This window comes from Streptomyces sp. ID05-26A (genome assembly GCF_033794685.1).
Taxonomy (GTDB): domain Bacteria; phylum Actinomycetota; class Actinomycetes; order Mycobacteriales; family Pseudonocardiaceae; genus Lentzea.
This window is the reverse complement of the sequence record NZ_JARAYZ010000001.1, coordinates 651,129-664,925: the sequence shown is the minus strand read 5'-3', so window position 1 is coordinate 664,925 and position 13,797 is coordinate 651,129. Positions and strand designations below refer to the sequence as shown.

Genomic DNA, 13,797 nt, shown 5'->3' with positions numbered 1-13,797 from the left:
GCGCGTCCGTGACCTGGGACCGCCGAAAACTCCCTCGCTTCGAACGGCCGTGCGAGTGACCATTCCTCCTATGTACGACATCCGTTTCGCCGAACCTGGCGACCTCGGCGCCACGATGGCGCTGCTGGTCCGGCTCCAGGCCGACAACGCGCATCACATCGGGTACCTCGGTGAGACAGTCGAAGAGCTCCGCGCCGAGCTCGGCGAGTTCGAGCCCACCTGGGCGGACTGCACGGTGGTGGCCGTCGACGCAGACGACAACATCACCGGCATGCTCAGCGTGGAGGTCGACGCCGAGCTCGGCCGTGCGTGGCTGCACGGACCGTTCGTCGACGTACCGGTCAACCACCCCGCGGGCAGCCGCATCTGGGACCAGACCGCCGACGCGATGTTCCGCCGCGCCACCGAGCTCCTCACCGGCATCACCGACCTCGAGCTCTACGGGCACACGGCCCACCGGCGGTTGGCGGCGTTCGCCGAGAGGCACGCCTTCAGCGCCGGCAAGGCGAGTGCCATCCACGTACTCGACAACGGGGAGCTGCGCACTTTGCTGCTGAGGGACGCGAAGTGCCCCAGCGAGCGGGAGATGCGCGTCCTGCCCACCGACGAACACGTGCACGAGGCCGTCGCCGTGCTGCACGAGCGATGTTTCCCGCGCACCTACCTGTCCGGCAAACAACTCGTCGACTCCGATCCGAAGACGCGCACCGTCGTCGTCGCGATGGACGGTCAACGCGTCATCGGTTACGCCGCGGGCAAAGCCCAGCCCGAGGAGTACTACATCGACTTCGTGGCCGTCGAACCCGACGTCCGCGGTCAGGGCGTGGGCGCTGCCCTCGTCACCGAACTGCTGTGGAAACTCGCGGCGGAGCACGGTGCGCGACCGCAGGCCGCCGCGTCGATCCACGCGGGCAACGAATCGTCGCAGAACATGTTCGCCCGCCTAGGATTCCGCCTTCACGTCGAGCTCGTCGCGTACCGCCACACCGCCTGAGTGTCGCAATGACAGCAATCCACCCACGAGCAAGGTGACCGCCACCCCCAGGGGCGTGTTCCACCACCCCGTCAACGACTTCAGGTCGGCCGTCGCCTTCCCGAAGTTGATCGTCGGCGTGCTGCCGGCGAACTTGACGCCGAGAATCACGAAACCGACGACCAGCACCGTCGACACGAACGCGACGATCGCGTCCACCTGCGTGGCGCGCTTGAAGATGAGGCCGAGGAGGAAGGCCCCGAGCAGCGCGCCGTAGGTGTAGCCGGCGATGCCGAGCGCCTGCACCACGATCGGATCCGCCGTGGTCTTGTTCGAGGAGGCGAACAGACCCGCGCAGACGATCAGCAGACCCGCCCAGACCAGGGTCCAGATCCGGCCGTGGCGCAGGCGTTCCCGGTCGGTCATCGGGGTCCTGCGGATGCGTTCGTAGACGTCCGTGACGGTGCTGGAGGCCAAGGCGCCCAACGACGACGACAGCGCGGCGGCGAGGATGCCGGCGATCACGAAGCCGGACAGGCCCGACGGCAGCGAGTTGACGATGAAGTGGCCGAAGAGCTCGTCCTTGTTGCCGAGCTTCAGGTCCTTCACCGGGTCGACGCCGTTGTAGAACGCCCACAGCATCACGCCGATGAACAGGAAGAACGCGAACTGCAGGAACACGACGAAGCCGGAGGCGATCAACGCCTTCTGCGCGGACTTCACGTCCTTCGTCGACATGAGCCGCTGCACGATCAGCTGGTCCGCGCCGTGCGAGGCCATCGACAGCAGCGCACCGCCGAAGAACGCGGCGATGAACGGGTACGCGCCGGTCAGCGGTGACGAGGTGAAGTCGAAGACCTGGAACTTGTCGACGTCGACGGCCTTGGAGAACCAGCCGTCCGGCAGCTGGCCGGACAGCCACCAGATGACGACCACGCCGCCCAGGACGTACCAGAGCATCTGGATGGCGTCGACCCACACGACGGCGCGCACGCCGCCGAAGAAGCTGTAGAAGACCATCGCGATGCCGAGCGCGAGGATGATCGTCCAGTAGCCGGCGTTGATGCCGTACTGGGCGAGCACGAGCTTGATCGGGATCGCCGTGGCGAAGAGCCGGATGCCGTCCGCGAGCAGGCGCGTGAAGAGGAACGTCACGGACGCCGTGGCGCGCATGCCGTTGCCGTACCGCTTGCCCAGGAACGCGTACGCCGTCACGAGGTCACCGGCGATGTAGCGCGGCAGCAGCACGAAGCTCACGATGATGCGGCCGACGATGTAGCCGAGCGCCAGCGTCAGGTACGTCATGCCGCCCTGCGCGGGCGTCGCCATGTACGCGATCACCGGCACGCTCAGCACCGTGAGCGTCGACGTCTCCGCCGAGACCACCGAAAGACAGACGACCCACCACGAGATGCGCTTCTCGCTGACGAAGTAGTCGGTGGCCGACTTCTGCCTGCCGCCGATCCACATGCCGAGCAACGGCATTCCGACGAGGAACAGGACGATGATCGCGAGATCTAGTCCGCGCACTTCGGGTCCCCCACATTCAGCTTGGTCACTGCGGTGGTGACGGGCTCGGGCATTCTGAGCGGTCCGCTGCCGGGCGTGATGCTGCCGAGCAGCCGCGGGCCGGACGCGCCGGTAGCGGACGGCGTGTTGCCCGGAACACCGTGCCACGTCAGGAATCCGAGCAGTGCGGCCAGGTAGGCCTCCTTGCCGTCGCGCGGCAGGCCCAGCGAGTCGCTGATCTTCAACGGGATGGGGTCGAGCGCCCTTTCGAGCGCCTCGACCAGCACCGGGTTGCGCATGCCGCCGCCGGACGCGACGACGGTGCTCGCGTCGTGCGCGCGGCAGGCGTCCGCGATGGTGCGGGCGGTGAGCTCGGCGAGCGTGCGGAGCATGTCCTCGGCCTGGACCGTGGGGAAGCCCTGGAGGTACTCGGCGTTGAAGTGCTCCTTGCCCGTCGACTTCGGCCACGGCTTGGAGTAGTACGGGTCGGCGAGGAGCTTCTTGAGGACGTCCTCCCTGACGACGCCCCGGCTCGCGAACTCGCCGTTGGTGTCCTGGCGCCGTGCGCCGTTCGAAAGGACCTCCACGACGGCGTCCATCAGCGCGTTGCCCGGACCCGTGTCGTACGCGATGGGCTGTGTGCCGGGTCTGACGACCGTGATGTTCGCGATGCCGCCGATGTTGAGGGCGACCGCGTTCTCGTCCATGCCGGCGAGCCACAACGCGTCGAGCGTGCTGGCCAGCGGCGCTCCGTGGCCTCCCGCGGCGACGTCCCTCACGCGGAGGTCGGCGATCACCGGCACGCCCGTCCGTTCGGCGATCCAGGCGGGCTGGCCGAGCTGCAGGGTGCCGAGGCAGTCGCTGTCCTGCACCTCGTGGTGCACGGTCTGCCCGAGCGAGGAGATCAGGTCCGCCGGCAGGTACCCGGCGGCGACTTCGCCGAAAGCCTGCCCGAGCGACGTGTCGAAGGCGCACACTTCAGCGAGGTCCCGCGGTTTCTCCAGCAGGTCCTTCGGGAACGGGTGCTCGGCGCACTGCACCGGTACGAGTTCGACGACGTCGCCGTGGATCGACAGGTCGGCGACGGCGACGTCGATGCCGTCCATCGACGTGCCGGAAATCAGTCCGATCACCCTCACGACGTGTGGTCTATTCCACACCGCAGCCGGACGCAAGAGCTTTGGTGAAATTTTCGCCTAATTGAGCAATACATGGTTGACAGGTCACATGCGGGTCTGTGAAACCATGAGTCCGTGTCGACGTCCTCCCTTGTCCTGATCCTCGTCGTCGTGGCGGTCTTGCTGATCGCCGCGCTGGTGACCGGTGTGGTGCTGACGCGTCGCCGTCGCATCAGCCTGACCCAGAAGGAGGAGACGCCGAGGCCTGGCGGATACCAGGCGTCGTCGGGGATCTCGCTGACCCCGGCGGCACCCGACGCGCCTGTGGCAGAGGCGGTCGCCGTCGCCGAGGTGACCCCGGTGGTGCCGCATCCGGTCGCTGACCGGACCGAGGTGGACGGTCAGCCCGGGGTCGGGGACGACGCCTCCGTGCCGCGCGACTCGGTGAAGCGCGGCTTCGTCGAGGTCGACCTGCCCGTCGAGGCGTCCGAGGTCGAGGAGATCGAGCCGACCGCGGGGCGGTTGGAGCGGTTGCGCGGGAAGCTCTCGAAGTCGCGCAACGCGTTCGGGTCCTCGTTGCTGGGGTTGCTCGGTGCGGGTGATCTGGACGAGGACTCGTGGCAGGACGTCGAGGACACGCTGCTGATCGCTGATCTCGGGGCGGCGTTGACCACCGAGATCGTTGCTACTTTGCGGTCGAAGATCGCTGGGGCCGGGGTTCGGACCGAGGCTGAGGCTCAGGCTTTGGTTCGGACGGTTCTGGTTGATGCGCTCGGGCCTCGGATGGATCGGTCCCTGAAGGCTCTGCCGCACGCCGGCAAGCCGGCTGTGCTGCTTGTCGTCGGTGTCAACGGGGTTGGGAAGACCACCACCACCGGCAAGCTCGCTCGCGTTCTCGTGGCTGACGGTCGCACTGTGCTGCTGGGGGCCGCTGACACGTTCCGTGCCGCTGCTGCCGACCAGCTGGAGACCTGGGGCAAGCGGGTTGGCGCTGAGACTGTGCGTGGGCCTGAGGGTGGGGATCCCGCCTCGGTGGCGTTCGAGTCTGTGAAGCGCGGTGTCGACACCGGTGTCGACACCGTGTTGATCGACACGGCTGGGCGGTTGCACACCAAGAAGGGCCTGATGGACGAGCTTGGCAAGGTCAAGCGCGTGGTGGAGAAGCAGGCTGTGGTGGACGAGGTCCTGCTGGTTCTGGACGCCACCACCGGGCAGAACGGGTTGACCCAGGCTCGGGTGTTCGCTGAGCAGGTGGACATCACCGGGATCGTGCTGACCAAGTTGGACGGTACTGCCAAGGGTGGGATCGTTTTTCAGGTTCAGCGTGAGCTCGGGGTGCCGGTCAAGCTGGTCGGGCTCGGGGAAGGTGCCGACCATCTGGCTCCGTTCGAGCCTGGGGCGTTTGTCGACGCTCTGCTCGGCTGATCTGCGTCAGCTTGCGGGTGGTCGCCTTTGCGGTCCGCTGACCTTGTCCTGTGGTCACCTTGCGGGCGGCGACCTTGCGTTGCGTGCTTCCCCTGGGGGCGCTGCCCCCAGACCCCCGGCAATCTGATCAGGGGGCCCGCGCCGCCCGTGGGTAGATGGCACGCCTGTTGCGTTGGGCGGCTGCACGTTGCTTAGAAGGTTGCGTTGGCGGTGGGGTCCCATCACGAGTCGCACCAAGAGCGGGCCACATGCCTGGAGGGGTGTCAACTCGACAAAAAGCGCGTCGAGTTGACACCCCTCCAGGCATGCAGCAAGAGCTATGGCGCGACTCGTGATGGGACCCCACCGCCTGGACCGCTTGCTAAAGACGAAAGACGGACGGCTCGCCTTCGGCGTCGCTTGCGATCAGGCTGTTGCTGCTTGGTCTGCCAGTCGTTTTGCCACTGCCAGTACCTCCGGGAGGATGCGGGTTACCGCGTCCTTCGTGAGTCTGCCCTCTGGGCCCGACACCGAGACTGCTGCCAGGGTTGGGCCGCCTACTACTGGGACTGCGATGCAGCGGACGCCCAGTTCCTGTTCTGACTCGTCCAGTGCGAAGCCTCGGGCCGAGATCTCGTCCAGTTCGTTCAGGAGTTCTGTGGCGTCTGTGATCGTGTTCGACGTGTAGGCGGGCAGGCCCGTGCGTTCCAGGAGTGCGCGTACGTCGTTGCGCGGTAGTTGCGAGAGCATCGCCTTGCCCACGCCTGTGCCGTGGGGCAGTAGGCGGCGGCCTACCTCTGTGAACATGCGCATCGAGTGCTTTGACGGTACTTGTGCCACGTAGACGACCTCGTCGCCGTCCAGGACTGCCAGGTTCGCCGTTTCCTCCACCGAGTCGACCAGTTGCGACAGCAGTGGTCTTGCCCAGGTGCCGTATTGGCGGGAGGCGGTCTCGCCCAGGCGGATCAGGCGTGAGCCGAGGGTGTAGCGGCGGTTGCTGTTCTGGCGCACATAGCCCAGCGTGACAAGGGTGCGGATCAGGCGGTGGATCGTGGGCAGGGGGAGGCCGGACGTTGTCGCTAGTTCGGACAACGACGCTTCACCGCCTGCGTCTGCCAGTCGTTCTAGCAGGTCGAAGGCCCTTTGCAGGGACTGCACGCCACCTGTGGACACGTGCGGCTCCTCCCGTTGCAGTTCCGCAATGCAAAAACTATAGTCCACACAGCAAAACCGAGAGAGGTGGATTCTGGTGCAGGTCCTGACCGAAGAGGCTCTTGAGTTCGTCGCGAAGCTGCATGAGGCGCACGCCGCCCGCAGGGACGAGTTGCTCGCCCTTCGCAAGGAGCGCCGGCCCCTCGGGTTCTTGCCCGAGACTCAGGACGTGCGGGACGGGGAGTGGACGGTTGCTCCGGCGCCGGAGGCGTTGAGGGATCGGCGCGTGGAGATCACCGGGCCCACCGAGCGCAAGATGACGATCAACGCGCTGAACTCCGGCGCGAAGGTGTGGCTTGCCGACCTCGAGGACGCGAACACGCCGCACTGGGACAACGTCGTGCAGGGGCAGGTGAACCTGTACGAGGCGGAGCGGCGGACCATCTCGTTCACCTCGCCCGAGGGCAAGGAGTACGCGCTCAAGGGTGGGCCGTACCCGACGATCGTCGTGCGGCCGCGTGGGTGGCATCTCGACGAGCGGAACCTGCAGTTCGGTGGGAAGAACGCTGTCGGTGCGCTGGTGGACTTCGGGTTGCACTTCTTCCACAACGCTGAGCTTGGGCGGCCGTACTACTACCTGCCGAAGATGGAGTCGCATCTCGAGGCACGGCTGTGGAACGACGTTTTCACCACGGCGCAGAAGTTGTTGGGAGTGCCGCACGGCACTGTGCGGGCGACGGTGCTCATCGAGACGATTCCGGCCGCGTTCCAGATGGAGGAGATCCTCTACGAACTGCGTGACCACGCGTCGGGGCTCAACGCGGGCAGGTGGGACTACCTGTTCAGCGTCATCAAGTACTTCCGTGACGCGGGTGCTGACTACGTGCTGCCGGACCGCAACAGCGTGACGATGACGGCGCCGTTCATGCGCGCGTACACCGAGCTTCTGGTGAAGACGTGTCACAAGCGCGGGGCGTTCGCCATGGGCGGTATGGCGGCGTTCATTCCGAACCGGCGTGATCCCGAGGTCACCGAGAACGCGTTGCGCAAGGTTCGTGAGGACAAGACGCGCGAGGCGAACGATGGTTTCGACGGGTCGTGGGTGGCGCATCCTGATCTCGTGCCGATTTGCCGTGAGATCTTCGACGGGGTGCTGGGTGACCGGCCCAACCAGATCGACAAGCAGCGTCCGGAGGTCAGCGTCACCGCCGAACAGCTGCTGGACTTCAAGTCCGCGGGTGGTTCCGCCACGCGGGCCGGGCTGGAGGCCGCTGTCGACGTGGGCGTGCGCTACATCGCGTCCTGGCTCGGGGGCAACGGGGCTGCGGCGATCCACAACCTGATGGAGGACGCGGCCACCGCGGAGATCAGCAGGTCGCAGATCTGGCAGTGGATCAACAACAAGGTCGTGCTCGACGACGGCACGCAGGTCACCGCCGACGCCGTGCGGGACGTGCTGGCGCGGGTCGGGGGCGAGCTCGAAGGACCGCACGTCGCGGCCGCCGTCGAGCTGTTCGAACAGGTCGCGTTGTCCGAGGACTTCGTGGACTTCCTGACGCTGCCGGCGTACGAGCGCATCTGATGTACGAGACATCGCTGTCTCCCGACGACGTCGCGCGACTCACCGCGCGTTTGTCCACTGTGGAACGCAGTTGGCCGGTGGGTCGTCAGCCCGTGCACACGTGCTACGTGCCCGCCGGGCGCATCATCGGGTCCACGATCGCCGACTGGGGGCGCGAGGCCCTCGAGTCGATCGAGCCGGAACTGCTGCCGGAACTGCCCGAAGGCGTGCTGGAGCGCGTCGAGGCCAAGCTGCGCAGGGAACCGGTCGAGGACCTGAGGATCGACTTCGAGGACGGCTACGGCGCGCCCGAGGACGACGTCGAGGACATGGACGCCGAGAGCACGGCGATCCTGTTGTCGCGCTGGGTCGCCGAAGGCACCGCGCCACCGTCTTTCGGGCTGCGCATCAAGTCCTTCGACACGGCCGAACTGCGTGAACGCGGACTGCGCACGCTGGACATCTTCCTGACGGCGCTGGGTGACGTGCCGCCGGGATTCGTGATCACCTTCCCGAAGGTGACCTCGGTCGAGCAGGTTGAGGTCTTCGGCGAGGTGCTCGACCTCTTCGGCAAGGATCTGAAGTTCGAGATCCAGGTCGAGACCACTCGGTCCGTTGTGGACGGTGAGGGGCGCCTGGCGATCCCCCGGTTCATCGCGGCGGGGCGTGGACGCGTGACCGGTCTGCACTTCGGCACCTACGACTACACAGCGGACTGCGGGCTGTCCGCGGCGCAGCAGCACCTGGCGCACGGCGCGTGCGACTTCGCCCGGCACGTGATGCAGGTGTCCGCGGCCGGAACGGGTGTGCGGCTCTCGGACGGGTCCAGCAACGTGCTTCCCGTCGGCGACCAGAAGCAGTTCGGCTGGGACACCCACTACCGGCTGACGCGACGTTCGCTGGAACACGGTTTCTACCAGGGCTGGGACCTGCACCCGGCACAACTGGTGACACGATATGCGGCTGTTTACGGTTTCTACCGCGAAGGTCTGGCCGCGGACGCCGCGCGTTTGAAGGCCTACGTGGAACACGTTTCGGGAGGCGTGCTGGACGAGCCGGCGACCGCCCAGGCACTCTCCGCGTTCTTTCTCCGCGCGGTGGACTGCGGTGCTCTCGATCCGGTGGAGGTGCAGGCCGCGACGGGGCTGGACGAGTCAGCACTGCGCGGGCTCGTAACCCGATCGAGCTGATCGGGGCATCACCCGTTCGTGTGGTTCTGTCCATGGCTGTCGAATGTTCCCGGCATTTGGGTGCAGGGTGGCTCGCATGACCATGCGAGCCGGCCTCTGGACCGGGTTACCCGACCTCGACTCCGCGGAGCACAAGTACCAGGTCGTCGCGTGTGATGCGGATGTGGACACGCTGATCCGGCTGCTCGGCCGGCCCGAGTGCAACGACGGGTCGCTCGACCACTTCGGCCGCGATCTCACCAGCGACGGGGAACCGGACCACAACGTCGTGCTGGCCGTGCGCGGTGCGTGGGGCTACATGTACTACGTCGACAACCGCTTCATGGGCTGGCCGAGGGGTTTCGCGGAAGCGCCGTACGTCAACGAGAAGTACACGGACTTCCCGCCCGGCACAGGCGTTCCGCTCGACCTGTACCGGCAGTTGCTGATCGAGTTCATGGTCTCCGGCGAACGGCCGACCGGCGTCGACTGGTACTCCGAGGCGGACCTGTTCCACTCGTGGCGTGATCAGCAGATGTCGTTGCGGGCGACCGAGAACCACTGACTCTCAGCCCAGCGCTGGTTAGATGGCCGTATGAAGGCCGTGGTGATGGGTGGGGGAATCGCCGGCTTGCTCGCCGCTCGGGTGCTGACCGAGACGTGCGACGAAGTCGTGGTCCTGGAACGTGACGAGTTGACGAACGAGCCCGAGTACCGCGCGGGTGTGCCGCAGGGAAGACACACGCACGGACTGCTGGTGCGGGGCGGCGAACTCCTGGAGGAGTTGTTCCCCGGCCTGCGCGCCGAGCTCGTGGCGGAGGGCGCGGTGCTCGCCGACGCCGGGGACATGCAGATCCTCAACCCGCTCGGCTGGCTCGCCAAGACACACCTGGGCATGCCGCTGCTGTCGTTGAGCCGCCCGCTGCTGGAGACCTGCATCCGGCGGCGGGTCAGTGCCGAGATCGTGGACGGCGTGCACGTCACCGGGCTGTCGTTCCGCGACGGCGTGGTCGACGGTGTGCTCACGCGGGACGGCCGGGTCGACGCGGACCTGGTCGTCGACGCGTCCGGCAGGTCGTCGAAGCTGCCGTCCTGGCTCGCCGAGGCGGGGATCACGACGCCGGAACCCGAGGTGGTCGATTCCGGTACCGGGTACGCGACCCGCCTCTACACAGCGCCGGCCGGCTTTCCCGTGGTGTACGCCGAAAGCCTGTCCGCGCCGAACCTGCCGCGAGGGGTCGCGGCGATGCGCGTGGAGGGTGACCGGCTGATGGTCACCGCGCAGGGAGCCTTGGGTGATCATCCGCCGCGCGACCTCGACGGCTACCAGGAGTTCCTGGACTCGTTGCGGGTGCCCATTTCCGAGATGCTCGCCGACGCCGAACCGCTGACGCCCGTCTACCTGTTCGCCCGCACTGCCAGTCGTCGCAACGCTTTCGAGGACGTGGCGAACTGGCCGGGTGGGCTGGTCGCGGTGGGAGACGCGGTGTGCGCGTTCAACCCCGTGTACGGGCAGGGGATCACCGTGGCGACGATGGAGGCTCTGCTGTTCCGGCGGCACGAGGACTTCAGCGCTCAGGGGTGCCGGCGGTTCCAGCGGAAGATCGCCCGGACCGCGAAGGCGTCCTGGGCGATGTCCAGCAACGCCGACCGCAACTGGGTGGAGGCCACGCGCGGCGGGCTGCTCGGCTGGTACCTGAAGAAGTGGCAGGCCGGGATCGTGCACGACCCCGACCTGTTCCGCCGCTTCGTCCGGGTCGTGCACATGGTCGCCTCGCCGGCGACGCTGCTCAACCCGGTGGTGTTCAGAAGGCTGGCAAAGTACTCCAGGCAAGGCCCGCGTCCGGAGCGTCGTCCCGCAGGATCGACCCCTCGATGAGCCCGTACGGACGGTCCGCCGCGTAGAAGACCTCGTTGTCGTTCTCCAGGCCGAACGCGCTGAGGTCCACGAGGAAGTGGTGCTTGTTCGGCATGGAAAGCCGTACCTCGGCGACCTCCGGACGTGACTGCAGCACGGCCTCGCCCATCGCGTACAGCGTCTGCTGCAACGAGAGAGAGTGCTTGTCCGCGAACGTCTTCAGCATCACGGACCGGATCTCGGTGAACGACTTCGCCCAGTCGACGTCCGTGCCGATGTAGCGCCAGCGGGCCGTCACCGACGTAGCCAGGATGCGGTCGTTCGTCTCCTTCAACGTCGTGTACGGGTCCTTCGGGTAACCGTGGAACTCCGACCCCGTCGACTTCAGCACCACCATGTCGCGCACGCCCGACACGACCCACGCCTGTGAGCCCTCGATCGTCACGGCGGTGGTGCGCTTCTCGTTCGAGCCCTGGACGAACGAGTGGTCGTGGCCGTCGATGCGGTCCCACGAGTGCTCGTCGATCAGGATGCGCGCGCCCGTGATCGGTTCCTGCGAACCGACGTAGTGCCGGCCGAGGCGCAGCGCGAAGTCCTCGATCTCCCCGACCGGCGCCTCCTTGGCGAACGCGTAGACGGTGTTCTTCTGCGTGTCGGTCGCGAGCACCTTGGCGTTGTCGCCGGTGAGGTGCGTGTCGGAGAGGTCTCCGCGCAGCGAGGTGCTGACGGTCAGGTCTTTGATCGTGTGCACGGAACCGTTGCGCGACACGGTGACGAGGCGGTTCTCCGCCTTTCCGTACTGGTTGGGGCCCAGGACGATGGCCATGAAATCAGCTCCCGATCAGCTTCTGCAGCCGCAAGGCGGCGATCTTCGCGAGTTCGTCGTTGACGACGCGGAGCTCGACATCTGGCGGGTTGTCCATGCGACTGGACAGGTTGCCGAGCATTTCCGCACCGCTCAGGCCGGTCGCGCACACCAGGTAGATGTGCCCGAACCGATCCTCGTACGCGGCGTTGGCCTCCGCCAGGCGATCAGCCTGGGAGCTGTCGACGCCGGACTGTTCGGACCGCGACCACCTCGCCGACACCCCACCTGTCTTCTGTCGTTCGCCGATGCGCGGGTGCCCGGCGATGGCGCCGAGCACCTCCTCGTCGGAAAGTCCTTGTGCGGCAACCGAAGAAGCCGCGAGGAGAGCATCCACCGACGCGTAGGGCCTGCCCGCCACCACCGCGTCGATCCAGCGGGGTACCGCGAGGCACTCGGTGAGCAGAGGGCGGAGTTCGGCCTCCGGGGCGCTGTTGAAGCTGTCCACGGCTCTCCAAGTTTCTACATCGCGGAATTGAACTTCCACATTCTTGACCCGGCCCGCGCGAGATGTCTAGTGTCTCCGTAGTACGAAATCCAACTTCCGCAGAGTGGAATTTCCCTCGGGTGGGAAGGAACAGCCCAAGATGTTCGACGCAAACCTGTCCATGCTCTTCACCGAGCTGCCGTTGCTGGAGCGTCCGGCCGCGGCACGCGCCGCCGGGTTCGACGCGGTCGAGATCTGGTGGCCGTTCGCGGACGCCGTACCCGAGACACGTGAGATCGAGGCGTTCGAAGGCGCCGTCGTCGACGCGCAGGTGCGCCTCGTCGGGCTGAACTTCTACGCGGGCGACATGCCCGCGGGAGACCGGGGCCTCGCGAGCTGGCCGGGCCGCGAGACGGAGTTCCGCACGAACGTCGAGATCACCGCGGCCATAGCGGCCCGCCTCGGTTGCCGCACCCTCAACGCGCTGCACGGCAACTTCGAGACCACCGCGCAGACCGTCTCCAACTACCGCTTCGCCGCCGACGTCGCGGCGGAGATCGGCGCCCAGCTCGTGATCGAACCGCTGAGCGGCGCGCCGAAGTACCCGATCAAGACCGCCCACCAGGCGTTCGAGCTCATGGACGAGATCGACCGCGGCAACGTGAAGCTGCTCGCGGACCTCTACCACCTCGCCACGAACGGCGACGACCTCGACCTCCTCGCCGACCACGTCGACCGCATCGGTCACGTGCAGATCGCCGACGCTCCCGGACGAGGCGAGCCCGGCACCGGCGAGCTCGACCTCTTCGGGCATCTCGCGAAGCTCCGCGCCAACGGTTACACGGGCTTCGTCGGCGCCGAGTACAAGCCCGTCACCCACTCCTTCGCTTGGAGGGATCAAGCATGACCCGCATCGGTTTCATCGGACTCGGCATCATGGGCAGCCCGATGGCGGCCCACCTCGTAGCCGCCGGGCACGACGTGACGGGCTTCGACCTCAGCTCGGCTTCGCTGGAGAAGCTGGAAGCAGACGGCGGCAAAGCGGCTTCGAGTGCTCAGGAGGCCGTGAGCGGCGCCGAGGTCGTCATCACGATGCTGCCGAACCACCCGCAGGTCGAGGCGGTGATCGACGAGGTCGCGTTCGACGACGGCACGCTGCTGATCGACATGAGCACGATCCGCCCGTCCACCTCGATCGAGATCGCGAAGAAGCTGACGCACGTCCGCGTGCTCGACGCGCCGGTGAGCGGCGGTCAGACCGGCGCGGTCCAGGCGTCGCTGAGCATCATGGTCGGCGGTGACGAGGCCGACTTCGCCGCCGCCAGGCCGTTCCTGGAGGTCGTCGGCAAGACGATCGTCCACGTCGGACCGCACGGCGCGGGCCAGGTCGTGAAGGCCGCGAACCAGTTGATGGTCGGCGGCATCTACGCCCTCGTCGCGGAGTCGATCGTGCTGCTGGAAGCGAGTGGCGTCGACCCGAAGGCGGGACTCGACGTGCTCGCCGGCGGTCTCGCCGCGAACCGGATCCTCGACCTGAAGCGCGAGTCCATGATCGCGCGCGAGTTCCAGCCCGGCTTCCGGATCGACCTGCACCACAAGGACATGGGCATCGCACTGGACGCGGCACGCGCCGCCGACGTCGCGCTGCCGGTCACCAACCAGATCGCCGCACTGGTCGCGGCGGCACGCGCGCAGGGTTACGGGTCGCTCGACCACTCCGCGCTGCTCAAGGTCATCGAGAACTTCGCGGGAAGGGCCTGA

Annotated in this window: 13 protein-coding genes; 8 read left to right on the top strand and 5 right to left on the bottom strand. The window is 67.0% G+C overall.

Annotated features, from left to right (window positions below; genetic code table 11):
* Positions 1 to 70: 70 nt before the first annotated feature.
* Positions 71 to 994 carry a GNAT family N-acetyltransferase gene (locus PV646_RS03240; RefSeq protein ID WP_500339951.1) on the top strand — a complete coding sequence of 308 codons (924 nt, stop codon included), beginning with the start codon at positions 71 to 73 and terminating at the stop codon, positions 992 to 994.
* Here the strand turns inward: PV646_RS03240 and PV646_RS03235 are convergent.
* Together PV646_RS03235 and PV646_RS03230 are read right to left on the bottom strand one after the other, a co-directional pair.
* Positions 944 to 2,503 carry a sodium:solute symporter gene (locus PV646_RS03235; protein ID WP_500339950.1) on the bottom strand — a complete coding sequence of 520 codons (1,560 nt, stop codon included), beginning with the start codon at positions 2,501 to 2,503 and terminating at the stop codon, positions 944 to 946. The two genes, PV646_RS03240 and PV646_RS03235, sit on opposite strands and share 51 nt — an antisense overlap.
* Positions 2,491 to 3,621 (bottom strand): anhydro-N-acetylmuramic acid kinase, encoded by a 1,131-nt coding sequence (locus PV646_RS03230; RefSeq protein ID WP_500339949.1) that lies wholly within the window; start codon positions 3,619 to 3,621, stop codon positions 2,491 to 2,493. Before PV646_RS03230 ends, PV646_RS03235 begins: the two co-directional genes overlap by 13 nt.
* 114 nt (positions 3,622 to 3,735) lie before the next feature.
* Here PV646_RS03230 and ftsY point away from each other — a divergent pair, with 114 nt between their 5' ends.
* Positions 3,736 to 5,025: a signal recognition particle-docking protein FtsY gene (ftsY, locus tag PV646_RS03225; RefSeq protein ID WP_500339948.1), complete on the top strand. Its 1,290-nt coding sequence runs from the start codon at positions 3,736 to 3,738 to the stop codon at positions 5,023 to 5,025.
* A gap of 405 nt (positions 5,026 to 5,430) precedes the next feature.
* Here the strand turns inward: ftsY and PV646_RS03220 are convergent, their stop codons facing one another.
* A complete protein-coding gene (locus tag PV646_RS03220) occupies positions 5,431 to 6,177 on the bottom strand; it encodes an IclR family transcriptional regulator (protein WP_500339947.1) in 747 nt (248 codons plus the stop codon).
* Positions 6,178 to 6,253: 76 nt separating this feature from the next.
* Here PV646_RS03220 and aceB point away from each other — a divergent pair, with 76 nt between their 5' ends.
* The 4 genes from aceB to PV646_RS03200 all read left to right on the top strand — a co-directional run bounded on the left by aceB (position 6,254) and on the right by PV646_RS03200 (position 10,765).
* Positions 6,254 to 7,738 carry a malate synthase A gene (gene aceB, locus PV646_RS03215; RefSeq protein WP_500339946.1) on the top strand — a complete coding sequence of 495 codons (1,485 nt, stop codon included), beginning with the start codon at positions 6,254 to 6,256 and terminating at the stop codon, positions 7,736 to 7,738.
* Positions 7,738 to 8,907: a DUF6986 family protein gene (locus tag PV646_RS03210; protein WP_500339945.1), complete on the top strand. Its 1,170-nt coding sequence runs from the start codon at positions 7,738 to 7,740 to the stop codon at positions 8,905 to 8,907. The genes aceB and PV646_RS03210 overlap by 1 nt, the downstream gene beginning before the upstream one ends.
* Positions 8,908 to 8,983: 76 nt before the next feature.
* On the top strand, positions 8,984 to 9,451 hold the full coding sequence (locus tag PV646_RS03205) for an Imm1 family immunity protein (RefSeq protein WP_500339944.1): 468 nt from the start codon (positions 8,984 to 8,986) through the stop codon (positions 9,449 to 9,451).
* Between the two features lie 30 nt (positions 9,452 to 9,481).
* A complete protein-coding gene (locus tag PV646_RS03200; protein WP_500339943.1) occupies positions 9,482 to 10,765 on the top strand; it encodes an NAD(P)/FAD-dependent oxidoreductase in 1,284 nt (427 codons plus the stop codon).
* On the opposite strand, the gene pucL is transcribed toward PV646_RS03200, so the two are convergent.
* Together pucL and uraD are read right to left on the bottom strand one after the other, a co-directional pair.
* The gene (gene pucL / locus PV646_RS03195) at positions 10,692 to 11,570 is read right to left on the bottom strand and encodes a factor-independent urate hydroxylase (protein WP_500339942.1); all 879 of its coding nucleotides are present in this window, start codon (positions 11,568 to 11,570) and stop codon (positions 10,692 to 10,694) included. The two genes, PV646_RS03200 and pucL, sit on opposite strands and share 74 nt — an antisense overlap.
* Before the next feature lie 4 nt (positions 11,571 to 11,574).
* Positions 11,575 to 12,057 carry a 2-oxo-4-hydroxy-4-carboxy-5-ureidoimidazoline decarboxylase gene (uraD, locus tag PV646_RS03190; protein WP_500339941.1) on the bottom strand — a complete coding sequence of 161 codons (483 nt, stop codon included), beginning with the start codon at positions 12,055 to 12,057 and terminating at the stop codon, positions 11,575 to 11,577.
* Positions 12,058 to 12,196: 139 nt separating this feature from the next.
* Between uraD and PV646_RS03185 the strand changes: the two genes are divergently transcribed.
* A complete protein-coding gene (locus tag PV646_RS03185; RefSeq protein ID WP_500339940.1) occupies positions 12,197 to 12,943 on the top strand; it encodes a hydroxypyruvate isomerase family protein in 747 nt (248 codons plus the stop codon).
* Positions 12,940 to 13,797, top strand: coding sequence for an NAD(P)-dependent oxidoreductase (locus PV646_RS03180; RefSeq protein WP_500339939.1), 858 nt, complete (start codon positions 12,940 to 12,942; stop codon positions 13,795 to 13,797). The genes PV646_RS03185 and PV646_RS03180 overlap by 4 nt, the downstream gene beginning before the upstream one ends.